Source organism: Rossellomorea oryzaecorticis (assembly GCF_045897515.1).
Lineage (GTDB): Bacteria > Bacillota > Bacilli > Bacillales > Bacillaceae_B > Rossellomorea > Rossellomorea enclensis.
This window is the reverse complement of sequence record NZ_JBJOSA010000025.1, coordinates 18,907-44,851: the sequence shown is the minus strand read 5'-3', so window position 1 is coordinate 44,851 and position 25,945 is coordinate 18,907. Positions and strand designations below refer to the sequence as shown.

At 44.1% G+C, this 25,945-nt stretch carries 25 protein-coding genes; 6 read left to right on the top strand and 19 right to left on the bottom strand.

Annotation, left to right across the window (positions count from 1 at the left end):
* Positions 1–87 precede the first annotated feature (87 nt).
* The 6 genes from ACKA06_RS19345 to ACKA06_RS19320 form a co-directional block, all read right to left on the bottom strand.
* Positions 88–2,286 (bottom strand): peptidoglycan D,D-transpeptidase FtsI family protein, encoded by a 2,199-nt coding sequence (locus tag ACKA06_RS19345; RefSeq protein WP_032087668.1) that lies wholly within the window; start codon positions 2,284–2,286, stop codon positions 88–90.
* Between the two features lie 132 nt (positions 2,287–2,418).
* A complete protein-coding gene (locus ACKA06_RS19340; RefSeq protein ID WP_032087667.1) occupies positions 2,419–3,636 on the bottom strand; it encodes an MFS transporter in 1,218 nt (405 codons plus the stop codon).
* A 107-nt stretch (positions 3,637–3,743) separates the two neighbouring features.
* Positions 3,744–4,352 carry a superoxide dismutase SodA gene (gene sodA / locus ACKA06_RS19335; RefSeq protein ID WP_032087639.1) on the bottom strand — a complete coding sequence of 203 codons (609 nt, stop codon included), beginning with the start codon at positions 4,350–4,352 and terminating at the stop codon, positions 3,744–3,746.
* Positions 4,353–4,678: 326 nt separating this feature from the next.
* Positions 4,679–5,158 (bottom strand): DUF456 domain-containing protein, encoded by a 480-nt coding sequence (locus ACKA06_RS19330; RefSeq protein ID WP_411160408.1) that lies wholly within the window; start codon positions 5,156–5,158, stop codon positions 4,679–4,681.
* A 74-nt stretch (positions 5,159–5,232) separates the two neighbouring features.
* Positions 5,233–6,861, bottom strand: coding sequence for a Na/Pi cotransporter family protein (locus tag ACKA06_RS19325; protein WP_032087637.1), 1,629 nt, complete (start codon positions 6,859–6,861; stop codon positions 5,233–5,235).
* A 203-nt stretch (positions 6,862–7,064) separates the two neighbouring features.
* Entirely contained in the window at positions 7,065–8,270 is a 1,206-nt protein-coding gene (locus tag ACKA06_RS19320; RefSeq protein WP_411160407.1) for an MFS transporter, read from the bottom strand.
* A gap of 44 nt (positions 8,271–8,314) precedes the next feature.
* On the opposite strand from ACKA06_RS19320, the gene ACKA06_RS19315 reads away from it, so the two are divergent.
* Positions 8,315–8,683 carry a hypothetical protein gene (locus tag ACKA06_RS19315; protein WP_411160406.1) on the top strand — a complete coding sequence of 123 codons (369 nt, stop codon included), beginning with the start codon at positions 8,315–8,317 and terminating at the stop codon, positions 8,681–8,683.
* 123 nt (positions 8,684–8,806) lie between these two features.
* Positions 8,807–9,916: a flavodoxin-dependent (E)-4-hydroxy-3-methylbut-2-enyl-diphosphate synthase gene (gene ispG / locus ACKA06_RS19310; RefSeq protein WP_176716082.1), complete on the top strand. Its 1,110-nt coding sequence runs from the start codon at positions 8,807–8,809 to the stop codon at positions 9,914–9,916.
* Positions 9,917–10,049: 133 nt separating this feature from the next.
* On the opposite strand, the gene ACKA06_RS19305 is transcribed toward ispG, so the two are convergent.
* Positions 10,050–10,415 carry a DUF4190 domain-containing protein gene (locus ACKA06_RS19305; RefSeq protein WP_032087633.1) on the bottom strand — a complete coding sequence of 122 codons (366 nt, stop codon included), beginning with the start codon at positions 10,413–10,415 and terminating at the stop codon, positions 10,050–10,052.
* 186 nt (positions 10,416–10,601) lie between these two features.
* Between ACKA06_RS19305 and ACKA06_RS19300 the strand changes: the two genes are divergently transcribed.
* Positions 10,602–11,171, top strand: a complete 570-nt coding sequence (locus ACKA06_RS19300) for a hypothetical protein (RefSeq protein ID WP_198258819.1) — start codon at positions 10,602–10,604, stop codon at positions 11,169–11,171.
* A gap of 53 nt (positions 11,172–11,224) precedes the next feature.
* On the opposite strand, the gene ACKA06_RS19295 is transcribed toward ACKA06_RS19300, so the two are convergent.
* The 3 genes from ACKA06_RS19295 to ACKA06_RS19285 are packed head-to-tail and all read right to left on the bottom strand — an operon-like array spanning position 11,225 to position 13,285.
* Entirely contained in the window at positions 11,225–11,641 is a 417-nt protein-coding gene (locus ACKA06_RS19295; RefSeq protein WP_032087631.1) for a Fur family transcriptional regulator, read from the bottom strand.
* 3 nt (positions 11,642–11,644) lie between these two features.
* On the bottom strand, positions 11,645–12,502 hold the full coding sequence (locus ACKA06_RS19290) for a metal ABC transporter permease (protein ID WP_032087630.1): 858 nt from the start codon (positions 12,500–12,502) through the stop codon (positions 11,645–11,647).
* Between the two features lie 15 nt (positions 12,503–12,517).
* Entirely contained in the window at positions 12,518–13,285 is a 768-nt protein-coding gene (locus ACKA06_RS19285; protein WP_197671319.1) for a metal ABC transporter ATP-binding protein, read from the bottom strand.
* Positions 13,286–13,456: 171 nt separating this feature from the next.
* Between ACKA06_RS19285 and ACKA06_RS19280 the strand changes: the two genes are divergently transcribed.
* Entirely contained in the window at positions 13,457–13,711 is a 255-nt protein-coding gene (locus ACKA06_RS19280) for a DUF2624 domain-containing protein (protein WP_032087628.1), read from the top strand.
* Between the two features lie 47 nt (positions 13,712–13,758).
* Here ACKA06_RS19280 and ACKA06_RS19275 read toward each other — a convergent pair whose 3' ends face one another.
* The gene (locus ACKA06_RS19275; protein WP_411160405.1) at positions 13,759–14,652 is read right to left on the bottom strand and encodes a deoxyribonuclease IV; all 894 of its coding nucleotides are present in this window, start codon (positions 14,650–14,652) and stop codon (positions 13,759–13,761) included.
* A 71-nt stretch (positions 14,653–14,723) separates the two neighbouring features.
* On the bottom strand, positions 14,724–16,031 hold the full coding sequence (locus ACKA06_RS19270) for a DEAD/DEAH box helicase (RefSeq protein WP_032087626.1): 1,308 nt from the start codon (positions 16,029–16,031) through the stop codon (positions 14,724–14,726).
* Positions 16,032–16,242: 211 nt separating this feature from the next.
* On the opposite strand from ACKA06_RS19270, the gene vrrA reads away from it, so the two are divergent.
* Together vrrA and ACKA06_RS19260 are read left to right on the top strand one after the other, a co-directional pair.
* On the top strand, positions 16,243–17,040 hold the full coding sequence (gene vrrA, locus ACKA06_RS19265) for a VrrA/YqfQ family protein (RefSeq protein WP_411160404.1): 798 nt from the start codon (positions 16,243–16,245) through the stop codon (positions 17,038–17,040).
* Between the two features lie 140 nt (positions 17,041–17,180).
* Positions 17,181–18,131: a 4-hydroxy-3-methylbut-2-enyl diphosphate reductase gene (locus ACKA06_RS19260; protein ID WP_411160403.1), complete on the top strand. Its 951-nt coding sequence runs from the start codon at positions 17,181–17,183 to the stop codon at positions 18,129–18,131.
* Between the two features lie 49 nt (positions 18,132–18,180).
* Here ACKA06_RS19260 and ACKA06_RS19255 read toward each other — a convergent pair whose 3' ends face one another.
* The 7 genes from ACKA06_RS19255 to dnaG all read right to left on the bottom strand — a co-directional run bounded on the left by ACKA06_RS19255 (position 18,181) and on the right by dnaG (position 25,913).
* Complete coding sequence (locus tag ACKA06_RS19255; RefSeq protein ID WP_411160402.1) at positions 18,181–19,299, bottom strand: Nif3-like dinuclear metal center hexameric protein; 1,119 nt, start codon at positions 19,297–19,299, stop codon at positions 18,181–18,183.
* Complete coding sequence (locus ACKA06_RS19250; RefSeq protein ID WP_411160401.1) at positions 19,296–20,009, bottom strand: tRNA (adenine(22)-N(1))-methyltransferase; 714 nt, start codon at positions 20,007–20,009, stop codon at positions 19,296–19,298. Before ACKA06_RS19250 ends, ACKA06_RS19255 begins: the two co-directional genes overlap by 4 nt.
* A gap of 118 nt (positions 20,010–20,127) precedes the next feature.
* Positions 20,128–20,502 carry a cytochrome c550 gene (gene cccA / locus ACKA06_RS19245; RefSeq protein ID WP_032087622.1) on the bottom strand — a complete coding sequence of 125 codons (375 nt, stop codon included), beginning with the start codon at positions 20,500–20,502 and terminating at the stop codon, positions 20,128–20,130.
* Between the two features lie 472 nt (positions 20,503–20,974).
* Entirely contained in the window at positions 20,975–22,120 is a 1,146-nt protein-coding gene (locus tag ACKA06_RS19240) for an acyl-CoA dehydrogenase family protein (RefSeq protein WP_032087621.1), read from the bottom strand.
* Between the two features lie 160 nt (positions 22,121–22,280).
* Complete coding sequence (locus ACKA06_RS19235; protein ID WP_058297808.1) at positions 22,281–22,823, bottom strand: hypothetical protein; 543 nt, start codon at positions 22,821–22,823, stop codon at positions 22,281–22,283.
* Between the two features lie 112 nt (positions 22,824–22,935).
* The gene (gene rpoD, locus ACKA06_RS19230) at positions 22,936–24,066 is read right to left on the bottom strand and encodes an RNA polymerase sigma factor RpoD (RefSeq protein WP_032087619.1); all 1,131 of its coding nucleotides are present in this window, start codon (positions 24,064–24,066) and stop codon (positions 22,936–22,938) included.
* Positions 24,067–24,101: 35 nt separating this feature from the next.
* Complete coding sequence (dnaG, locus tag ACKA06_RS19225) at positions 24,102–25,913, bottom strand: DNA primase (protein ID WP_032087618.1); 1,812 nt, start codon at positions 25,911–25,913, stop codon at positions 24,102–24,104.
* Between the last annotated feature and the right edge of the window lie 32 nt (positions 25,914–25,945).

The following is a 25,945-nucleotide window of genomic DNA, read 5'->3' as shown; positions in this document are numbered from 1 at the left end:
CTCACTATAACTCTAAAAAGAAAAATAGTGGGTAAAGTCATCCGTCGATGACTTTACCCACTAATCTTAGTATGTTTTTATCATTAGTCAGTTATTTTCTTGTCGGTCTTCTTCCTGTCTTTTTTCCGCCTCATCGGCATTTTCAATCTTTTTGTTGACGGAAGTCGGATCTCCCATTTCTTCTGCTCTTTCTTTTTTCAATTCGAAATACTTGTCCATAACACGCTGTGAAATATACTTATTCACATAAGGGTCGGCGACTCCGCTCGCCTGCACATGTGATGCAGGTACCAATGTTGCGTATGCCACTTCGGGCTGATTGAATGGAGCGTAGCCGATCAATGTCGTATTATAGCTCAGCTTTCCGTCAATATATGTCTCGGCGGTACCGGATTTACCCGCTGCGTTATAAGGGGCATCCTTGAACTGTGCATAGGCCGTTCCCTCAGGACTGTGATACACACGGTAAAATCCTTTTTGAACATGTTCAATCTGTGATTGAGTCGCTTCTACGCGATTCAATACATTCGTTTCTTTTTCATAAAGAATTGGACCCAGCCTGTCTTTCTCGTCTATCGGTTCCCTGATTTCTTTCATGATATGCGGCTGTACCCGATATCCGTCATTCGCAATCGTTGAAACATACTGTGCGAGCTGCATCGTAGAATACGTGTCAAATTGTCCGATGGCGAAATCCAGGAGCAATCCGGGATTTGTAAGGTTTCCTTCGATACCGCTCGCTTCACCTGGAAGATCGATTCCCGTTGATACCCCCAACCCAAATTGGGAGAAGTGGTTCCGGAACGTCTTGATTGCCTGCGGATTGACCGGCATATTGGCGTGCGGCACGTATTCCTGACCATTGATCCTCATGGCCACTTTGAACATATAGGAGTTAGAAGACTTCTCCAAGGCATACAGGTCAGACATCGGTATCCTTCCATATCGGTTGAACCAGGATGTCTTCGGGGTACCCTCTTTACCGATGATGATCGGTTCATCAATCTGCACTTCACCCGGAGTCAGTTTCCCTGTCATATATCCGGTCAGCACGGTTGCACCCTTTACCACAGAACCCACTTCATAAGTGGTCGTGAAGGTGCCGAGCGCTGCATCGCGCATTTCATACTTCCCTGTTTCCGGGTCCTTGACGTATTGCTTTCCGGCCATAGCGAGGATTTCACCTGTATTCGGGTCCATCATGACTACATAGGCACGGTCAAGATCCGGTGATTCACTGCGGTTGACCACTTGCTTCATCAATTCTTCTTCGATGATTTTTTCGACTTCGCGCTGCAGTTCCATATCGATTGTCAGTACGACGTCCTTGCCTCGCTGCCCTTCCTGGATCAGAAGGGATTCGAGTACACTTCCGCCTTTTGTGACGTTTTTAATCTGTTCTTTCTGGCCTTGCAGCACTTCTTCGTATTCCAATTCAACATAGCTTTTCCCCACCCGGTCATTGCGGTTGTAGTCTCTAGCTAAATAGGAATCTACCAGATCCTTTGGAAGCCCTTCACGTGCGGATGAAACATTTCCAAGGATTGTCCGGAGTGTATCATCGAACATATAGGACCGTTTCCAGTCAGTTGTTGTATTGACGCCCGGAAGTTCACTCAAGTGTTCACTGACAACCGCAAATTCCTGGGGTGTGACCCCTTCGTTTTTAACGATTTGAGGATTCAGTGCATAGCCGGTTGTAAACTCCCTATAAATCGCAATCACTTCCAGGTCTTTATCCGTCAGTGATGAGAGCTCCTTCTCAGTGATCCGGTCAAGCCTCATTTTATAGACTTTTGCGTTCACCTCTTCTTCTGATAAATCTTCATTGTTCTGAAGCTTTTCAATTTCCTTTTCAGACACCTTTGCCTCTGCTTCTTCCTTGTTGTTGATGATCCAGTAATCTTTTTTATCCCGCTCGGTCACTTCTTTTGTATCTTTCTCGATAAAATCCGAAAGCTTAGAAGCTACATCAAGCATTTCTTCAATCGAAGTGTTATTTGTCCGTGTATAGGTAATCGCATTTAAAGGGATGTTATCGACAATCACATTCCCGTAGCGGTCAAAAATTTTGCCGCGGGGCACACTTGTTTTCACCACTACGTCTTCTGTTCGTTCGACTTCTTTTTTGTAGCTTTCACCGTTCACGATTTGAACGAGCCCAAGTCTCAGAACCAAAAGAGAAAACAACAAGAACACCGCAAAAAACAGCAAATTCATTCTTACGGGGACATGTGTCTTTTTCTTTCTCTTACTTTTTTTCAATCGTTCCAGTCCTTCCTCTATGTAAAAGTAGTGCACATCTTTCTGTCCATCCCTTATTTTATAGAAAATAAACCAGTTTTTCTACTATCATGAAGCGGAAATCACACAACAAAGAGAGGAAATGATTCCCTCTCTTTGTACGTATTTACATATTCAGGATACAGGTAACTCCACTTTTTTCACAAAAAAGTATATTAATGAGTGGCCGGCTCCCAATATTAAAAGCAGAATCGGTATGCTCTGATCCTGATTGAAGTAAGTCACCGCTATTATGAACGCTGCAACCGATACGATCCTCCCAAGATTGAGGAACAACTCCCTCACTACGATGTATTCGATCCTCATTTCCGCTGCCTGCCATCCGGTCCCTATCACATCATAGGTCATGGAAATATAAGGTACCAGCAGGATAGGATAAGCGATGGCGATCGTAGCTGCATAAATGAGCAGCTTTGTATAGGTTACATCAAACACAATCAGGAATATGGCCAGATAAAGAAGCATTCCGCCAAGAAGGATGGCGCGTTTCCGGAACTGTTTCTTAATGACCCTGGAGACGACATAATAGCCGACAAACGCAATTCCCGAATTGATCAGGCCGAATGTCCCGATGGCAAACTCACTTCCGGTGCTGATAAACACAAAGACGGAAATGATGAATACAAAGGTCCCTTCCCTCAGGCCCTGAAAGAAGTGGGCATTGGTGATCAGCCTCCAGTTATTGTTATGTTTTCTTTCCTCGAATATCCTTACAAACAGATACCGTCCCGAAGCAGGACGTCTCTTCAAGAAAAAGCTTAACAGAACAGCAACGGTAAATAGTGCAAGTGAGATGCCAAACACGATAGTATATCCTTTAAATGAAGCAAATCTTGAAATGATATAACCGGCAAGAATAGGGCCAAGCATTCCCCCTGCAGATGTCAGGGTCCCCAGGAATCCATTGAAAAAGTCCCTTGTCTCCGGTTCGGTTATTTCGAATGTCAGCACATTGAAGGCCAGCCAGTAAAAACCATATCCTATCCCCAATAGGGCACCCAGGACAATCAGGAAGTCCTCGGCCGATTCCCCGAAAGACAATACGGATATGTAGAATACAGCCAAAAAGATAACACCGAACCTCAAGACGATCACCCGGTCCACTTTTTTTGCCAGCCTTCCCGCCAGGATGAATGTCAACGGTTGAAAAATCACGACGGTCAAGTTGTAAATGCCAAGATCGATAAATTCACCGGACTGTTTCCATAAATAGATATTTACGAATGTATTCGATAACGCGATACTAAGTGAATATAAACCGCCAATAAGCAATAACAAGGTAAGGTCTCTTGTTAAATCAATGTCGCCTAAGATCTTTTTAAAGCTGCTCATCATTAAAACTCCCCTTTTGCGTACCCCTATCTTTTGAAAAAGGGCGGGAAGTTATGCAGAAAAAAGAGAGGTTCTAAAAAGAACCTCTCTGCTCAGTTAAATGATAATTATTTTGCAGCTGAATAACGCTTAGCCACTTCATCCCAGTTTACTACATTCCAGAATGCACTGATGTAGTCAGGACGACGGTTTTGATAATTCAAGTAGTAAGCGTGCTCCCAAACGTCAAGTCCAAGGACAGGTGTCTTACCTTCCATCAATGGGCTGTCCTGATTAAGAGTGCTTGTTACTTCCAACTCACCATTGTTAACGACCAGCCAAGCCCAGCCTGAACCGAAGCGGGTTGCAGCAGCGTTTGCAAATTCTTCTTTGAATTTGTCAAAGCTTCCGAATTTTGAAGTGATCGCGTCAGCCAGTTCACCGCTTGGAGCTCCTCCGCCGTTTGGAGAAAGGATCGTCCAGAATAATGAATGGTTAGCGTGTCCCCCGCCATTGTTGCGGACTGCTGTGCGTGCTCCTTCTGGAACTGCATCCAGGTTGGATACAAGATCTTCGATTGATTTGCTTAGAAGGTCGTCATGTCCTTGAAGGGCATCGTTTACTTTTGTTACATATGCGTTATGGTGCTTTGTGTGGTGGATGTTCATTGTTTCCTTGTCGATATGAGGCTCGAGGGCATCATAAGCGTAAGGAAGTTCAGGTAATTTGTAAGCCATAATAAAATTCCTCCCTATGTAAGTTTCCTGAAGATTTCTTCAGGTCGTTTCAGTATAAGATTACCAAATCTCCTATATGTGTTCAAATATTTTGATTGGTTATTCTTACAAGGGTTAAAATGCCCTTTTTTTTAGTATTTAACCAACGATATATTCGGTTATAAATGCCGCTTTTGATTTCCGTGCAAGACTTCGCTTTCCGCGGGCGGTTGGTGAGCCTCCTTTGACAAGTGGGTTAACTGTCTAGCTGCAGGGCTTAGAGGAGTCTTCGTCTTGCACTCCAATCAACCACTGGAAGGAACCAAAACCTTTAATTTAGACCAAGATTAAAGCACCAAGAAAAAGTAAATCACCATAACCAGTTGAATCAATCCTTTTGTGAACACGCTTGAGATGAATCCCACCACCGAGCCGATCCCGACTTTAATGGTCTTTTTGAATGAGGATCGGTGGACGATCCATTCTCCGATTATGGCCCCGAGAAATGGCCCCAGGATGATACCGAAGACCGGTATGATGAATGGGCCGATCAGAAGACCGATTGTACTGCCCCATATCCCTGCTTTTGTCCCTCCAAAACGTTTGACACCGAATAAATTCGCTAAGTAGTCTGCACCGAATAATAACAGCACAAATAGGACCTGTATAGTCCAAAACAGCCAGTTGAATGGGGAGAAGTCAAAGAAGATACCATAGAGCAAAAAGCTCGCCAACAGAAATAAAACACTCGGTATGATCGGATAGACAAGTCCGACGAACGCTAAAACCATGAGTACGATGATGATCGTCCAATATAACACATCCATTATTACTGCACCCTCCCTTTAAAAAAAAGACTGACTCAAGCTAATTGAGTCAGTCTTTACTATGCTTTCTTCTATTATTCTACACCGAGTACTGCTTCTGCAATATTTACGGCGTGATCCCCTATACGTTCCAGGTTAGAGATGATATCGACAAATACGATTCCAGCCTGTCCTGAGCATTTTCCTTCATTCAGGCGAAGGATGTGCTGCTTGCGGAGCTTTCTTTCCATTTTATCGATTTGATCTTCTTTTTCTGCTACTTCACGTGCGATGTCTGTGTCATTCAGATCGAGTGACGTTAGAGATCTTTCAACAGTATCGATAGTCAAACTGAACATTGTTTCAAGATCCTGCATCGCATCATCCGTGATTTTCACTTTGTTGGACTGCTGATACTCGATCAGTTCAACGATGTTTTCGAAATGGTCGCCGATCCGCTCTATGTCACGGACAGTGTCCATCAAGATAGAGTGACGCTCTGATTCATTTTCAGATAATGAAGAAGAAGACAGATCCACTAAATAATTTGTGATTTTCTTATCCAGGTTATTGATGGCCCCTTCGATTTGATAAGCAGCCTCTGAATTTTTTGAGCTTTTCGTCTTCAGGAACTCATTTGTCTCCTGCAGACCTTTCACCGCAAATTGACCCATTCGAAGGACTTCTTCCTTGGCTTGTCCCAATGCGATCGATGGAGACTGCTCAATGAACACTGGATCCAAATGCTTTGAGTTTGAATCGACGAATGTGTCCTGTCCAGGGATCAGTTTCGTCACGATCACTGCGAGTAAAGCAATGAAAGGGAACTGAATGATTGTATTGGTCACATTGAACGTCCCGTGAGCAAAAGCGATGGTCATTGGATCATTCAGGTTAAGCTGTGATTGAAGGAACACAATGAATTTTTCAAAAAACGGCAATATGATCAGGAAGATCGTTGAACCGATCAAATTGAACATGACATGAACTGCCGCTGCCCTTCTGGCTGCAACAGAAGCACCAAGTGCCGCAAGAACGGCGGTGATGGTCGTTCCGATATTGTCACCGAATAAAACCGGCAGAGCTGCCTGTAAATCGATCAGGTCAGAACTATAAAGTTCCTGAAGGATACCGATTGTCGCAGATGAACTCTGTACGATCACCGTGAATAAAGTACCGATGACCACTCCAAGGATCGGACTTGAACTCATACTGACGGTCAGATCATGGAATGATTCCAATGAACGGAGCGGCTTCATGCCGTCCCCCATCAATTCGAGACCATAGAAGAGCGCCCCGAAACCGAAAACCAGTTGTCCGATATTCTGGATCTTTTTATTTTTAAAGAAGAACAATAAGATGGTTCCAACTGCAATGATCGGCAGCGCATACGCACCAATATCAAAGCCGATGATGAACGCAGTGACGGTTGTCCCGATGTTCGCACCCATGATGACCCCGATTGCCTGTCTGAGCGTCATGAAGCCCGCACTGACAAGTCCGACCACGATAACCGTGGTACCACTGCTTGATTGAATCAGGACAGTTACAAAAATACCTGCAAGTACACCCATGAACGGGTTGGTCGTGAACTTATCAAGAATATCCTTCAGACGTTCACCTGCAGACTTCTGCAGTCCGTCCCCCATGTATTTGATTCCAAAGAGGAAGATCCCCAGTCCACCAAAGAACTGAAACAGCATCTCTTGCCAATTTAATTCCATTTTTTCAACCCCTACTTAAATTTTCGACATTAACTAACAAAAACCCCATACCATTTTTAAACTATTTTTGAGTTTACGTAAATAGATTTCTGTGCAAATTTACAATAGGTTAATAAAAGGGGATTTTTATTACAGTTACATTACAAATTATAATAATTATAAAATAATGAACACCCGTTTTTCATGGATATATTTATTACTGCCTATTCCTTGATGAGATTATTTATTTTTACTTTCCCCCGATGGCCAGCGAGCATGTAAAAAAGAATATTCACCGCAGAGAATAGAAAGCTAATGATGTACATACCGGTATCATTTTTCATCCACGAAGAGTATGCAATCGGTCCAAGTGCAACTCCAAGAAACCTTGCAGCTCCGTACATACTTACCACAAACCCTCTCTCTCCTTCCTCCACACTTCCGGTAATGAATGTGTTAAGTACGGGAAGGATCAACCCTAATCCTCCGAAACATACGGTGAGGAGGAAAAGGAGCGCACTCAATGAGTGAAAGAATACCAATATACCCAGCGGGACACTCATCAATCCCAATCCCCATTTTATGTAGTACCATCCCCGTTCTTCATCCGTCTTAATCCTTTTTCCGCTCCAAAAGGAAGAAATCGTCATGGCTCCCAGCGGGAACATAAATGTAAATCCTTTAAAAAAGCCGTCGATGTGAAAAGTATTTTCAATATGGTAGGAAAGGAAGAACAGGATGCCGAATAATAGGAATAAGCCTATTCCGCCTATCGCATATAGAGGGAGCAGCAATTGCCATTTCGTCATCATTACAGATGCAAGATCCCTTGCATACTTTTTCACTCCCTGTGTATGTTTTTTTTCATTGATAAGCTCCAAGCTGCTTTTCAGACCAAAGAGAATCGCTAGACAAAGAAGGGGAAAAACCCAAAATGCATGATTCCAGCTCAGGAAAATTGTCAGGCCCGCACCGATAATCGGGGCCAACACCTTTCCCATGCCGTTAAATACTTCCAGTGCCCCCAAAACTTTGGATCGCTCTTCACCATTGTAAAGATCACCTGCCAACGCGATCGCCAGCGGCGCAGTGCCGGCAGCCCCAACCCCCTGAAGCCCCCTTCCTCCCATGAATAGGAAAGCCGGGTCTTTCAGCATTACACTCACGGCACATAAAATACTTCCAGCCAAGATGGTCCATAACGAATATCTGATCAGGCGATTACGCCCGAACCTGTCTGATAAGAAACCTATGAACGGGATGCAGACTGCTGCAGGAATTGTAAATGAACTTAATATCCATCCAGACCACCTTTCATCGATATCAAGCCCCTTCTCAATGCTCGGCAGAATGGGGATCAGCATGGAGTTGCCGAGTACCATGAGAACCGGAAGCAATCCGATCACGGTAACCAGTTTTTTGTTCGTCATTGCCTTTGTCTCCTTTACCCAACTTCATTTACAGGAGGTTCATTATGAAACGGATGTTTATTTTCTTCGGTATTATCATTCTTCTTTACAGCGTCTATTATGATTTAAATAAGGGTACTTTAAATTTATTAACCGAAAAACATTCCACCGTTGTAACCGCCCGCCCGCAGGAAATGGAGAAAGAAGATGTTGAATCTGTGCCACTGCCCTCCGGACCCGATGTATCCCAAAAGTATGTCGAAAAGGAAATCAAACCAGGCGACACTGTGTTAAGCCTCGTAGAAGAATCACTGCAGGGCAGGCTGCCCGTCTCCATCGAACAGGTCGTCTCGGACTTTGAAGAGCTGAATGACACCACGCCGGGTAAGATCCAGATAGGCAGGACGTATAAAATTCCTCTATATGCCGACTGACTTCTTCACTGCAGTACACCTAATTCTTGTCAATTGATGCAAAACACTGTTACAATGGCTTCGTATTATTTATAATGTATAGTTGAAGAACCTTTCTAAAGGAGCGAATTACACTTGAGTGAAATTATACATCGTTCAAAAACACGTCCAGTAAAAGTCGGGGACTTAACAATCGGCGGAAACAACGAATTAGTTATACAGAGCATGACGACCACCAAGACTCATGACGTTGAAGCGACAGTAAAGGAAATTCACCGTCTTGAGGAAGCAGGATGCCAGGTTGTCCGGGTTGCGTGCCCAGATGAGCGGGCGGCAAATGCCATCGCTGATATCAAGAAACAGATCAACATTCCGTTAGTCGTGGATATCCATTTTGATTACAAGCTTGCCTTGAAAGCGATCGAAGGCGGAGCGGATAAGATCCGGATCAATCCGGGGAATATCGGACGCCGCGAAAAAGTGGAAGCAGTCGTAAAGGCTGCGAAGGAAAAAGGCATCCCTATCCGTATCGGGGTGAATGCGGGAAGCCTGGAAAGAAAAATTCTTGAGAAATATGGCTATCCAACAGCCGACGGCATGGTTGAGAGTGCGCTTCATCATATCAAGATCCTTGAGGACCTTGATTTTCACGACATCATCGTTTCAATGAAGGCATCAGATGTCAATTTAGCCATTGAAGCTTATACGAAAGCCGCTCAGGCGTTTGACTACCCTCTTCACCTTGGGATCACGGAGTCCGGAACGTTATTTGCCGGAACCGTAAAAAGTGCGGCAGGTCTCGGAGCCATCCTCAGCCTCGGAATCGGTAACACGTTAAGGATCTCCCTGAGTGCCGATCCTGTGGAGGAAGTGAAGGTTGCCCGCGAGCTGTTGAAATCTTTCGGTCTCGCTTCAAATGCGGCAACATTGATTTCATGTCCTACATGCGGCCGTATCGAAATCGACCTGATTTCAATCGCCAATGAAGTCGAAGAATACATCCAAACCATTAAAGCACCAATCAAGGTCGCAGTGCTCGGCTGCGCGGTCAATGGACCTGGTGAAGCCCGCGAAGCGGATATCGGGATTGCCGGTGCACGCGGGGAAGGTCTCTTATTCCGTAAAGGAAAAACCGTCCGGAAAGTTCCTGAGGAAACAATGGTCGAAGAATTGAAAAAGGAAATCGACAAGATTGCACAGGAATACTACGATAAGCAAGAAGCAGAGAAGAAAGAAAAAGAAGGACAATTATAAAGAAAAGCTCCAGCGCCTTGTTCAGCCCCCATTTGTTTCACGGGCCCGGCGCTTCAGTAAAGCAAAGAGGACTGATCACTCAGTCCTCTTTTTACTTTTTTAAAACGCTCCCCATTTTAAAAAAGTGATTTATTTAAAAGAAGGGCAGTACAAACAGTCCAACGATGATTGATACTGCGCCTATCCCTATTGCCCATGCCCCAAGAGTTTCTGCTCCCCGCCTTCTGGCAACGAATCCGAGTACAATCCCGGCCGCCCCCATGATGACTGGGAGAATGAAAAGGGAAAGAATAGATAGTGCAAGTGCCGAGTATCCGAGCACCCGCCCTGAAGTCGTGCTTTCCTCTGCTGCATCTTCCTCAAAATCGCGGCTTACGTTTACCGGCGCAGCGATTTCTGCAGCCGTTTCTTCATTGAATTCCTGGTCTCTGTCCAAAATTTCCGGATTGTCGTAATATACGTCGATCTCTTCACGATCTCGATGTCGTTCATCTGCCATACAGCAATCCCTCACTTTCGATGTTTGGGAGCCTTCTTATTGTTTGTCACGGACTGTATTTTACTATGCTAATGTTTGTCATTTATGTAAGATGTACTTTTCTGCATCGAGCAAAACTTAGTCTTATGGGATAAGCTGTTATGTGTTACACTTGAATAAGTTTGGATAAGAGGAGCATGATAACGCATGAAACGCTTTGGAATTGATATAGACGGCACTGTGACGTCTCCGGAATCTTTACTGCCTCATATAAATGATTTCTTCAATTTAAATCTTTCTTTAAATGATATAACTCAATACGAACTGACTAAAGTACTTGATATTTCCCCGGAAGTCTTCGGCAATTGGTTCAAAGAAGCTGAACCGCTTATTTATAAGCAGTCACCGCTCGCTTCAGGGGCAAAGAAAATCCTTGATGACTGGAAAGAACATCACGAACTGTACTTCATAAGCGCCCGTCCATCAGAGCTTCTTCAATTGACCAAAGAATGGTTTGATGCAAAGGACTTGATGTATCATCATATTGAATTGATCGGTTCTCATAATAAAATTGCAACCGCACAGAAACACGATGTCGACATCTTTTTTGAAGACAAGCATGACAATGCAGTCATGATCAATGAGGAGTTGAACATCCCTGTCATCCTCTTCAATACCCCTTATAACCAAACGGCCATCCCTGAAGGGGTCATACGCGTGAATGACTGGATGGAAGCCAATCATTGGGTTCAAAATTGGCTCCGCAATAGTAAATAATAAAAAAGCCTTGGACACTACTAATTGTCCAAGGCTTTTTTTATGATTACAGATCACTGGCACTGTGGGCACTTTCCGTAAATTTCAAATTTATGGCCTGAAATATCATAACCTGTTTCTTCAATGCTCTCTTTAAGTGCATCCATCGGGCATGTGTGGATTTCCTTAGTTTTGCCGCAGTCCATGCAAATGAAATGGTGGTGGTGATGGCTGCTTTCACAGGTAAACCTGAAATGCCTTTCCCCTGATAACTCTGTTTCTTCAAGGATCCCGAGTTCGACAAATAAACTTAAATTTCTATAGATGGTGTCAAAACTCAAGGATGGATAGTCACTTTTCATATGTTCCAGGACATCCTTCGCCGTAAGATATTTATTGGAATCGGAAAACAGTTGAAGCAGTTCCTGTCTTTTGCCCGTATGTTTATATCCTTCAGATTTTAAAAGGTCCATTGCTTGAGTTACATTCATTTTTTACACCTCTGCTTTTTCAGAATGCCTGGATGAAATGATCTTCTTTACGGCTATCGTAATCAATAATATAAGAATTGCCGTGACGACAATCGTTCCACCCGGGGCAAGATCTAAATAAAACGCGCTGATCAATCCAACGACGACGGAGATTTCCCCGAACAGGACAGAAAAGCCGATTGTCTGCTTGAACCCCCTTGCGATCCGGATGCTCGCTGCAACCGGAAGCGTCATTAGTGATGACACCAGCAAGATTCCTACGATCCTCATCGAGGCAGCTATGACCAATGCCACCATCACCATGAAAATAAAATGAATTGCTTTAGCCGGAATCCCGGATGCCTTTGCATGGTCTTCATCAAAAGAAAGAAGGAACAATTCTTTATAAAGCAGGAAGATCACAAGTATGACCACAATGCTGATCCCTGTAATCAGATATAAATCACTCCTGCTCACTGCACTGACACTTCCGAATAGATAACTGAATAAATCTGTTGTAAATCCGTCAGCGAGTGATATGAAAATGACCCCGATTCCTATTCCGCCGGAAAGGATGATCGGGATGGCGAGTTCCTGATAATGCTTATACAATGTCCTCAGGCGCTCGATGAAGAGGGAACCCGTAACGGAAAAAAGCATTCCGAAATACAGCGGGTTAAGTCCCTGCAGCGATGGAACCGTCTTGCTGAAGTACAGACTTGCCGCAATCCCGGATAATGTTACGTGACTGAGAGCATCCGCTATCAGTGAAAGTCTCCTCACCACAATGAACGCCCCTAACATCGGAGCGATGATTCCAATCAGGATCCCTGTAAGAAAAGCATTTTGTAAAAATTCATATTGAAAAATTGCCTGAAGCACCCGCTTTTCCTCCAATCAATGGTGTTCGTGCTGCAAAAAGTGGACATCGTGCCCATAAAACGAAGACATCTCACCTTCTCTAAGCTGTTCGAATTCTTCCGTCCGCCCGTGAAAATGCAGATGTTTATTCAAACATGCGACATGGGTTACTTTATTGGAAATGGAGCCGATATCATGGGTCACCAGTAAGAGTGTGATTCCCAAATCCTTATTCAAATGATCGAGCATGTCATAAAAATGCTGGACATTTTTACTGTCCACCCCGACTGTCGGCTCATCCAGGATCAACATATCCGGCTTGCTGACAAGAGCCCGCGCAATAAATACCCTCTGCTGCTGGCCGCCGGATAATTCACCGATGTTCCTCTTTGCGAAAGGGGTCATCCCCACTGATTCGATTGCTTCCTCGATGTCTTTTCGATAGGTATAGGACACCCTCCTGAACAATCCGGCTTTTTTTGATAATCCGCTGGCCACAACTTCCTGTACCGTAGCAGGAAAGCCGGTATTGAAACTATTTGCTTTTTGAGAGACAAATCCGATGCGGTCCCACTGCCTGAATTTCTGCTGCGGGGTCCCGAACAATTCGATATCCCCCTGCTTCACTTTCAATAGACCGAGCATAAGCTTCAATAAGGTCGATTTACCGGAACCATTCGGACCGACAATGCCGAGGAACGCACCCTGCGGGATGGAAAGATTTATATCTTCGAGCACCCGTTCACGATCGTATCTATAGCTCAGGTTTTCTATTTTTATTATAGGAGTCTGATTTTGTTCCATTGTATTCAACTCTCTTTTTAAGAATCATTACGATTTAAAGCACTTAAGAAAGTATACAATATGGGAAATTGATTGTAAACTGCAGTGCTTCCCGTTTTCTCTTTTTCTCCTTTAAAAAAATGTCACTTTCTTCACTGAAGTCACATATGTATTTTTTGAGGAGTGATTTGAATGAAACTATTACAAAATGTGATCAATCATAAGATCAATACGATCAACCGTGCAGAATTGCTTAAGTATGCCAATCAATACAATGTTTCGTTGACAACCAAGCAGGCAGATGCGATTGTTGACAAAGTCAAAGGGAAAAACATCAATATCTTTGATGACGCCGGCAGGAGCAAACTTGTAAAGGATCTTGCTAAAGTAATCGGCCCTTCCAAAGCAAAAGAAATCAATCAGCTTTTCATGCAGCTGATCAGATAAATACTTAAAAAGGAGGCTGCTTCAATACGAGAAGAGCCTCCTTAAAATTATTGATTTTCAATTTTGGTCAAAACGTCTTCATCAAATTGCTGATTACGGAGCATATTGATCTCAAATTTGTAAGGGGCCTTCTTGTTTTTCTTATCTTCCCCTACATAAGGCGTCTCGAGAATCTTTGGCACCTCTGACAGCTGAGGATGATGGACGATATAGTTCAATGCCTTGAATCCGATATGGCCGAAACCGATATTTTCATGACGGTCTTTCCTCGCACCTGTCGGATTCTTGCTGTCATTGATGTGAAGGACCATAAGTCTGTCGATTCCGATGATCTTATCGAATTCTTCCAATACACCATCGAAATCTTCCACTATGTTATACCCTGCATCATGAGTATGGCATGTATCGAAACAGATCGACAGCCTGTCATTGAGTTCCACTCCATCAATGATCTGAGCGAGTTCTTCGAAGGACCTTCCGCATTCAGATCCTTTGCCAGCCATGGTTTCAAGGGCAATTTGAACAGTATGATCTTTCGTCAATACTTCATTCAGCCCTTCAATGATTCTGGCAATCCCTTTATCTGCTCCCGCACCAACATGGGCACCCGGATGAAGAACGATTTGACCAGCACCGAGCGCTTCGGTACGGTCGATTTCAGATCTGAGAAAATTAACACCCAATTCATACGTCGCTGGATTGGTTGTATTCCCGATATTGATTATATAAGGGGCATGTACAACAATATCTTGAATATTGTTTTCCTTCATATGCTGAAGGCCTGCTTCAATATTCAAATCCTCGATTTTCTTCCTTCTTGTGTTCTGAGGTGCACCGGTATAAATCATAAACGTATTGGCACCATAGGATACAGCTTCCTCACTGGAAGCAAGCAGCATCTTTTTGCCGCTCATTGAAACGTGCGATCCGATCTTGACCATTCTCCTCAACTCCTAAGAAAATCTCTTCGTCCATTTTATCGAATGTGTGAAAATGAATCACGTCATATGACTTATTTGCTTCTGTTTTTCTTTCTTCTTTCTTTCTTTTTGATTTGTTCCATCTTGTATTTCATTTTCTTTTTGTAACCAGGCTTTACATTCTTGGGTTTACGCACAAGGGATTTTGCTTTTACATCAATTTCATCCGCCCCTGTCTTCTGGCGGCTTTTTCTCTTATTCAATGCCGGGAGCTCTATCCATTCACCCTTCTTCAGTTCCATGTTTTTGAATGAGATACCCATTTTTTCTAGACGGTTCAATGCATCTTCATCAGACGGTTCATAAATCGTGTATGCGATTCCTGAATTACCCGCTCTTGCTGTACGGCCAGATCGATGCACATAAAAATCCAGATCCTGAGGAAGTTCAAAATTGATGATGTGACTGACACCTTCAATATCGATCCCTCTGGCAGCAAGATCAGTCGCAACGATATATTGGTAATCAAGGTTGCGCACCTGCTTCATCATCTTTTTGCGCTCACGGGGAGAGAGATCGCCATGTATCCTGCCGACTTTCAGCCCTTTCATGATCAAGGCATTTGCCACTTCATCCGCATTTGACTTTGTATTGGTGAAAACGATCCCTAAATATGGGTTGATTTCCACTAAAAGATCGTACAGGACATTCACTTTGTCACGGCTTTTTTTCGGAATAATGATGTGTTCGATGTTCTTTGCCGAAATCCGTTCCGGCTCCACATGGGCATACTGTGGATTTTCCATGTACTTCTTCAAGAAAGGCTTCAGTTTTTCAGGAATAGTTGCAGAGAAAACCAGCATCTGCAGCTTTTCAGGCATTTTTGCGGCAATCTGATCGACATCTTCGATAAAGCCCATATCAAGCATAAGGTCCGCTTCATCAATCACGAGCATTGAAGCAGTATGAACAAACAGCGCCTGCTCCTTTACAAGGTCATTGATGCGCCCGGGAGTTCCGACCACGATGTGCGGCTGGGTCTTCAGCTTTTCAATCGTCCTTTGTTTATCCGTCCCGCCGATAAAGCAGCGGGAAGTGATTTCGCTGTTTTTCGTGAGTTTCAGGACTTCTGTATAAATCTGCTGAGCAAGCTCCCTTGTCGGTGCTGTGATGACAGCCTGTACCTGTTCCGCTGAAGCGTCTGCCTTTTCAATGATGGGCAGCAGATAGGAATGTGTCTTTCCTGTTCCTGTCTGTGACTGACCGATCGCACTCTGCCCCTTCAGGATCAAGGGAATCATTTTCTTCTGGATCTCAGTCGGCTCATAGAAACCCAGTTCTTCTATCGCCCCGATAATAAAGGGTTGAAAGTCATATTCCAGAAATAAATTCTTTTTCATCTGTTTCATCTCCTTATTGATAATATTCTTCTATTTAAACGTAAGTAGTCGTCGTTATATTTTAAAGAACATCTAATCATTATAATAAACTTTTCCTAAAACATCTAGTTACACTTTCAGAGATTCGCTCAATTTGATTCTATCCCCTTTTCACGCAACTTGCATACTCTATAATGATATAAAGTATTTTCAGCGAAAGGAGGCAGGCAGCATGCCGCCTAGATTACGAATGAGAAGGCAGAACCAGCAGCAGGGCAGCCCTTTCGGAATGATGCCCCGGGGCATGGGAAGAAGACCGTTCGGCCAGCAGCGTGAAATGAGAAATCAGAACCCTTTCGGAATGGGAAACGCCCAGCCATCTCCCTTTCAGATGGGTCCGCCAATGAATGGATTCATGGGCCAGCAGGGACGGCCGCCAATGAACATGCAGGGTATAGGTGGTAGACCGAGAAATGGGGGCGGAGGTGGACCGAGAAAAGGGCGCGGAGGTGGACTCCTGTCGAAGTTATTAAAAAAAGGTGATCGAAACAATGGCCAGGGCCAGGCACAGGGAAATATCCTTCAGCAATTCAGCAGGGGGGATTCAGCAGGAGCAGCTTCGGGATTTGAACGCAGTCCGGCAGCAGGGGCAGCTGGCGCATCAACAATCGGCAGCCTGCTTAATCCAGGGAATATCACCTCTTTTCTCTCAAATACTCAGCAGGTCCTGAATGCAGCTCAGCAATTCGGCCCGATGATTTCACAGTACGGACCCATGGTGAAGAATATACCGGCACTTTGGAAGCTTTACCGGGGAATCAAGGACTTTTCGGCAGACGACGCTTCTTCAGGAGACGGCCCTAAAGAAGAAGCTGATAAGAAAGACGGTTTAAAGGAATCAGATGAAAAACCGTTAAAGAAGAAAAAGAAAAAAACGAAGAAAAAAACGGAATCAGCAGAAGGATCGGCTGATCATCTTCCAAAGGAAAAACATTCACAAGGAAGCTCGAAGCCCAAATTATATATATAATACCCAATCCCTCAGGCATGCCTGTTTGCAGGGATTTTTCTTTTGTCTTGAAAAACTGCCCCCCCTTCTCTTTGTCAGAATATCCATTCTCCTTTATAATAGAATCACAACCTTTTCTCAAAGTAGGAGGATTTTCATAGATGGATATTATTAAGATAACTCCGAGGGGCTATTGCTATGGTGTTGTTGATGCAATGGTCATTGCAAGAAACGCCGCTCTCGACAAATCGCTGCCTCGTCCGATTTATATACTGGGGATGATCGTCCACAATAAACACGTCACTGATGCATTTGAAGAAGAAGGCATCATTACGCTCGACGGAAAAAACCGAAAAGAAATCATCGAACAGGTAAATGAAGGGACCGTCATCTTCACCGCGCACGGAGTCTCACCTGAAGTGAAGGAAATCGCAAGGAAAAAAGGTCTTGTCACACTTGATGCCACCTGTCCGGACGTAACGAAGACACATGACCTCATCCGGGCCAAACAAGCTGAAGGATATGATGTCATCTACATCGGCAAGAAGGGGCACCCCGAACCTGAAGGTGCTGTAGGGGTCGCTCCCGATATCGTCCACTTAGTGGAGACAGCTAAAGATGTAGAAAAATTGACCATAGAGAATGACAAAATCATTGTGACGAATCAGACGACCATGAGCCAATGGGATGTTCTTGACACAATGGATAAAGTGAAAGAGATGTTCCCGCACGTTGAACTGCATAAGGAAATCTGCCTTGCAACCCAGGTGCGGCAGGAAGCGGTAGCGGAACAGGCAGGCGATGCAGATGTGCTGATCGTCGTCGGTGATCCCAAAAGCAATAACTCAAACCGTCTCGCTCAGGTATCCAAAGAAATTGCCGGAACGCCGGCCTACAGGATTTCAGATATCAGCGAGCTCGATATCGAATGGATCAAGCAGGCAAAAGTTGCAGCGGTCACAGCAGGGGCTTCAACTCCTACGCCAATCGTAAAAGAAGTCATCAAATTTCTTCAGGCGTTTGATCCGGAAGATGAAACGACCTGGACAAGGGAAAATAGTGTCCCGTTGAATAAAATTCTTCCAAAGGTAAAGAAATCAAAGCTAAGCTAAAATAGCAGAAATCCCCCCGGCATACTTGCCGGGGGGATTTCTATTAGAATTACATGAATGTAAATGGGTTCGTATTTGCCTTTGAGGCGAAAATATTTACGATATATCCTTTTTTTGCACATTTTTTCGCTAAATACTCCGCAACCCCATCCTTCATGACCTTCTCAATGTGATGGCCGGCATCCACGACATTCAGCCCCATCATCATGGCATCATGGGCAGTGTGATAGTAAATATCACCTGAAACAAATGCATCTGCGCCCTGCCGCTTGGCCGCAGAAATGAATTTATTCCCGTCACCACCCAGAACGGCGACTTTTCTCACTTTCGCTTCCATATCCCCGATGACCCTGATTCCGTCCATGCCGAAGGTTTCCTTAACGGCCGCGGCAAATTGTTTCAGTGGCACTTCCTCCTGGAGCTTGCCTATCCTTCCAAGCCCGAGGGCTTCTCCCTTATTTTCGAGGGAATAAATATCATAGGCCACTTCTTCGTACGGATGGTGGGTGAACATTGCTTTCAGAACCTTTTTTTCAAGTGAGCGGAGGTAGATCGTTTCGATTTTTTCTTCACTGACCTCTTCAAGTTTCCCCTTCTGGCCGATATGGGGATCTGTTTCTTCACCAGGCAAAAACCTGCCCGTTCCTTCTGTCGAAAAGCTGCAGTGTGAGTAATTCCCGATGTGACCAGCACCTGCTTTGCCCAATGCATTCCTCAGCTCTTCACTGTTCTCCTTCGGAACATACACAACAAGCTTTCTTAGTTGTTCAGAATGGGTTGGAAGCAAAACAGTCGTTTCTTGAAGGCCAAGGGCATCTGCCAGAAGATCGTTAACCCCTCCGGAAGCCACATCCAGGTTCGTGTGAGCTGCATAGACAGCAATATCATGTTTGATCAACTTTTCAATCATTCTCCCTTGATAGGTGTCTGTATGGAGGGACTTAAGCGGCCTGAACAATGGCGGGTGATGGGCAATGATCAATTTGACATTATTTTTAATCGCTTCATCCACGACATTTTCAAGCACATCCAATGTAATCATGACATTTTCCATTTTTTCATTCAGCTTCCCTATCTGCAGACCGATCGGGTCACCCTCTTCTGCGAGATGTTTCGGTGAGAACTCTTCAAAGAGTTGAATGATTTCGTGTCCGTTTACCGTTTTCATTTGGAAAGAGCCTCCTCAACCATTTGAATTTTGTGCATTAATTCAGCTTTTCTTTCATTCAGCGCATCTGTTTGCTCTGCTTTTTCCATGTTGGCCAGTATGTTTTTCCACTGGCCACTCTCCTGTGTCCATTTCTTACTGAACGCGTCATTTCGTTCCTGCATTAAGAAAGGACCGAGCAGGAGTTCTTTTTGGCGTTCGTCCCTTGAGTATGGACGTTCAGGTTCGCCCTTGTCGGCAGTCAGTATTTCATACACCTTGCCGTCTTCCTCGAGTATTTCTTCGGCCGTCAGCTCCCAGCCGTTTTGGAGAAGCCACACCCGTATCGATTTGGCACTGACATTCGGCTGAAGGATCAACCTTTTCACAGAGGCAAGCTTATCTTTTCCCTCTTCCAATATAGAAGCGATAAGAGCTCCGCCCATCCCTGCTATCGTGATGCAATCCACTTCCCCCGGTGCTACGACTTCGAGTCCATTGCCAAGCCTGACCTCGATTTTATCGTGGAGGCAGGCATCTTTCACCTGCTTCTCTGCTGACAAATACGGGCCTTTCACGACTTCGCCTGCTATGGCCGTTTCGGCTATTCCTTTTCTCACTGCAAAACAGGGAAGATAAGCGTGGTCTGATCCGATATCAGCAATTCTGGATCCTTTCGGTATATATGAAACGACTGTTTCTAAACGTTTGGATAATTGTTCGATATTCATGACTTCACCTTTTTATTTTAATTTGATACTTAGTATGTACGTTTTACATTCTATCTGACTTTCTTCCATAAAAAAAGTCCTTTGCCCCAAGAGACAAAGAACCTTTTAAGCGTATACATTATTTAAGTGATTTGACCCACTCAGCCATTGCATCGAGATTTTCGTCTGCAATCAGGCCGGCCGGCATCGGAGACTTACCGTTCTTGATGATTGTTTTAATCTCATCAACAGACTTGTCCGTTCCTTTAAGGGCAGGACCCATGCCGCCTTCATAGTTTCCACCGTGACAAGACAGACAGTTGTCCTTGTATGCTTGTTCCGGGTCGAATTCGCCGCTTGAAGCCTGTTCGCCTTCTCCGCCTGCTTTTTCGCCGTGTTCCGCTTCTTTCGCTTTTTCATCAGCATTGTTCAGGCCTTCAAGAGACATGAAGAATACAAGGCCGATCCCCATAGCCATGATCAGAATGAATGGAATGATTGGATTACGATTCATGATTTAACCTCCTTTATGTACAACATCCAAAATAGTGCTAGTAAACACCTTATATTTTACTTTAAAAAGGGACAAAGGAAAAGTCCTATAGATTAACTTTTCCATCTTTCTCACAAATTAGACACATTTGTTTGTTTTTCTTATCCTTACTATTTGAATTGCCGCTGTTGGTTTCCGTGCAGGACTTTACTTTCCGCGGGCGCTTGGTGAGCCTCCCTTTCTTATTCATGGTGGCACGCTGTCCAGCTACAGGACTTAGAGGCACATGTCATAAGCTTCTGGGCCAAGCCTGCTGCTTTTCTTATAGGAGCCTTCGTCCTGCACTCAAATCAGCAACTGGAAGCTATGAATAACAAAACTATCTCATTCATCTTACCGACAAACAGTCTTCTTGAAAATAAAATCAACTATTAAAACAAAGAGCTGCAGGTGCGGTTAGCCAGCCTACAGCTCTTTGTTATTGTTATGTTGGTTAGTTATTAACCCCGATCAGGCGGGAGATGACCATGCGCTGGACTTCGGATGTTCCTTCACCGATTTCGAGCAGCTTGGCATCACGCAAATACCTTTCGACGTGATATTCTTTCATGTAGCCGTATCCACCATGTATCTGGATTGCTTCATCCGCTACTTCCATGCTGATTTCTGAGGCATACAGTTTACACATGGAGGCTTCTTTAGAGAAAGGTCTTCCTTGATCCTTCAGCCATGCAGCTTTGTGGACCATATTGCGGGCAAGTTCGATTTTCATGGCCATATCTGCGAGTTTAAACTGAGTGACCTGAAACTCGGAAAGGGTCTTGCCGAACTGTTTTCTTTCCTTGGAATATTGCAATGCTTTCTCAAATGCGGCCTGGGCCACCCCTACAGCCATTGCACCTATACCGATGCGGCCGCCATCAAGTGTGACGAGGAATTGTTTGAATCCTTCCCCGCGCTTACCAAGAAGGTTTTCTTTTGGAACTTCTACATCCTCCAGGACCAATTCAGTCGTATTGGAAGAATGCAGCCCCATTTTCTCGTAGTTGTCAATCACAGTGAAGCCCTTTGCCTTGGTAGGCGCGATGATCGCACTTATCTCTTTCCTGCCATTTTCCCTGCCTGTGATTGCAGTCAGCGCCAGGTGGTCAGCATAGCTTGCATTGGTAATATAACATTTATTGCCGTTGATCACCCATTTATCCCCTTTATCCTCTGCAGTGGTTTGCGTCCCGCCTGCATCGGATCCAGCATTGGGTTCCGTCAATCCGAAGGCTCCGAATGATTCCCCTGTACATATCGGAGTAAGATATTTTTCCTTTTGTTCATGAGTCCCGAACAGATTGATCGGAGCGCCGCCTAATGAAATATGCGCGGAATATGTGATTCCGGTAGATGCACAAGCCCTGCTCAATTCTTCCGTCACAATCGCAAAGCTGACCGTGTCTGCACCGGCACCTCCATATTCCTCGGGAAACGGAAGGCCCATCATTCCCAAATCAGAAAGTTTTTTAAAGATTTCTTTTGGAAATTCTTTAGTCCTGTCCCTGTCCAGTGCACCTGGAGCGACTTCCTCCTCAGCGAATTCACGGATCGTTTTTTTAATCATTGCCTGTTCTTGCGTTAAGTCAAAATTCATCCTTATCCCCCTTGTATTTACTTGATGAACGAAAGCCTGTTTTGGCTCAGGCTGTTAATCGCGCAAGCCTATCAATATTTCTATGAATGCGCTCTCATTCCTATTATAAAAGGGAATGGTGAATTTTCTCAACTTTAAAAAACTTTTAAAAATTCAGAAGTTATTGTAATATAGAGATTAGCAAGATGAGCATGCCCAATGCGCCAGACAAAGTGAAATAATGCAGCTTTCTCTTCAATCCCCATCCCACCCACAAAAAACAGTTCAAAAACAATACTGCATAGGTCATGTATGGGGAATCACCAAACAAGGGTTCCGTAATGTCCAATGAAATAAGCAGGAGGAGGAACGCTGCTGCAATACGAATAAATGAAGACGAGATTTTTTTCTTAGTATAATAATTTCGTATTCCAAATAATAATACGACAAAACCTGTCAAAATCGCTGTTTGCAAAACGACTGACAATTCAGTAAAATAAATGACAAATAATGAAATTGATATGATGGACACTGAAATGATAATGGCTATGATGTGGAGATTCCTTGTCCCTTTGTTCTCAGTGGATCCTGGAATATGTTCGCTGCCATTTGTATAAAGTGCCAACAAATAGTCGCAGTATTGATCGGGAAGCATATTATTCTGCTTCCAAAACTTGATTTCATTGATAATCACAGCTTCTCTGCCGTTTTTAGATTTTGACATAGTGAACTCTCTTTCTGTAAATTGACCTTTTTGTTTTATTCGTCACATGTCAGGAAAATTCCTTTTAAATCTCAAAAAACCTCTACCATTTACATGGTAGAGGTTCAGGATTCTATTCCAGGAAGTCCTTCAATCGTTTACTGCGGCTTGGATGGCGCAATTTACGAAGTGCCTTCGCTTCGATTTGACGAATACGTTCCCGTGTGACACCGAATACCTTTCCAACTTCCTCGAGTGTGCGTGTTCTTCCGTCATCAAGGCCGAAACGTAAACGAAGAACGTTTTCTTCACGGTCGGTAAGGGTATCAAGAACATCTTCCAATTGTTCCTTAAGCAATTCGTAAGCTGCATGCTCAGAAGGTGACTGAGCTTCTGCATCTTCAATGAAATCTCCAAGGTGTGAGTCATCTTCTTCACCAATCGGAGTTTCAAGTGAAACAGGTTCTTGTGCAATCTTTAAAATTTCCCTGACTTTTTCAGGAGTCAGATCCATTTCTTCAGCAATTTCCTCTGGTGACGGTTCACGGCCGAGGTCCTGAAGCAATTGTCTTTGGACACGGATCAATTTATTGATCGTTTCAACCATATGAACCGGTATACGGATCGTCCTGGCCTGGTCTGCAATGGCACGGGTGATTGCCTGACGGATCCACCAAGTGGCATACGTACTGAATTTATACCCTTTACGGTAATCAAATTTCTCTACTGCTTTAATCAGACCCATATTACCTTCTTGAATCAGGTCCAGGAAAAGCATACCGCGTCCTACATATCTCTTGGCGATGCTCACGACAAGACGGAGGTTCGCTTCTGCGAGACGCCGCTTGGCTTCTTCATCACCATCTTCGATTCTTTTCGCAAGATTGATTTCTTCTTCTGCCGACAGGAGATCGACTCTTCCGATTTCCTTCAGATACATTCTGACGGGATCATTTATCTTAACTCCCGGAGGAACACTTAAATCATTTAAGTTGAATTCTTCCTCTTCTTCTTTCTCAAGTTCATTGGCACCCGGATCGTCATCTTCTTCATTTTCATTGATGATTTCTACACCCTGCTCACCTAAGTGATCGTAGAATTCATCCATTTGATCTGAGTCTAATTCAAATCCGGACAGCTTATCAGCAATATCCTCGTAAGTAAGGACGCCTCTTTTCTTTCCTTGGTTTACTAAAAATTCTTTCACCTGATCAACAGATAATTCAGACGCTATTTGTTTGGAACGCGCGGACTTTTCAGCCATTTGTTCCCCTCCTTCCAACTTCCTTGAACAATACTTTATAAAGACTTACGCAGCTGTAAGATTTCCATTGCTATTTGAGCTTCTTTGCGGTAATCATTTTGTCTCTGTGCTTCTTTTCTTTCGGATTCCTTTTCTTTTATCTTCAACATCTTTTGATGTTTTAAGACGGACTGCACATAATCCAGCAGCTCTTGATCCGAGCATTCATCGCTGATGGACATCATTTCAATCTCTGTGACAATCCTCCTCAACCGTTCATCTGGCAGAAATCCTATGAAAGAACTGGTACCCGGAGGCATCCCTTCCTCATAATAACCGAATAAATAAGTAATAATGGCTTGATGCTCATCAATATTAAGGTGGGTGCCGTCAAGCCAGTCCTGAACCTTAAAGGCTATATTGGGATCTTTAAGCATATAGGCAATGAGACGTCTTTCTGCAGTCTGATATGCAGGCAGGAGTTTTGTCTGCACATGCGGACGATATGGCTTTGGTGCCGGAGCCTTTTTGACAGGCTTTGAATTCTCCTTCAACGCGCCGCCGATCTCAGCAAGCTGCTGCTGGAGGGCTTCTAAAGAAACATCGAATTCTTCTGCCAGGTACCTTAGGTAATAGTCCTTTTCGACTGCGTTCGTAAGATGGATGATCTCCTTAAGTATGTCTTCTATATACTGAAGGCGGTCTCCTTCATCATTCAAATTTTTATTCAGCTTATAATACCTAAGCTTAAATGCCATAAACGTCAAACTGGCCCCTATTACATCCTGTTGAAACTTTTCTTTGCCATACTTTGAAATGTAGTCATCAGGGTCCAGACGTTCAGGTATCATCGCCACCCGTATGGATAACTGGTGCTTCAGGAGCAGGTTACCTGCCCTGAATGCAGCTTCCACACCGGCTGAATCACCGTCGTAGCATATGACAACTGAGTCTGTCAGCCGCTTGATCAATCCAATCTGTCCTTCAGTCAGTGATGTCCCCATTGTGGCTACACCATTTTCGACAGAAGCACCATTGGCGGAGATCACGTCTGCAAATCCTTCGAAAAGGATGACTTGCTGCTTTCTTCTAATGATCGTCCTTGATTCATGAAAGTTATAAAGAATACGGCTCTTATTGAAAATCTTTGTTTCAGGGCTATTCAGGTATTTAGGCTCATCATCAGAATGAAGGCTCCTGCCTGAAAACCCTACGACTTTCCCTTTTGGATTGGTAATGGGGAACATGATCCTTCCCCTGAAGCGATCGAGGAATGATTGGTCTTTTTCCCTTCTGACCAATAATCCGGCCGCTTCCATCAAATCGAGCGAGTACCCTCTCTTTTGCAGGAATTTGACTGTGAAATCCCAGCTCGGCAAGGACCATCCAATCTGGAACTTGCTGATACTCTCGGTCGTAAACCCCCTTGAAAGTAAATATTCAAGAGCTTCCTGACCCTCCTTTGTATTTAAGAGGAGATGATGGTAAAATTTACTTAACAGCTCATGAGCCTGAAGCATTTGCTTTTCATCTTCCCGAGGCGGCGCTTCCTGTTCACCTGAAGCCGTCGGGACAGAAATTTCTTCCCCGATCTTGCTTCCAAGCTTCCGTGCCGCTTCAACGAATGACAGGCCGTCGACGTCCATCAGGAATGTAAAGGCATTTCCTCCTGCCCCGCAGCCGAAACAATGAAATATTTGTTTGTCTGGCGCTACAGAGAAGGATGGTGTGTTTTCCCCGTGAAAAGGACACAGGCCGAAATAATTACGGCCCTGCTTCTTGAGCTGTACATAATCACTGACAACATCTACGATATCCGTAGAGGATAAAATCTTATTTATTGTTTCTTCAGGGATTCTCTCAGACACTATATATCACCTGGTTTTCATTTCCCTCTTTA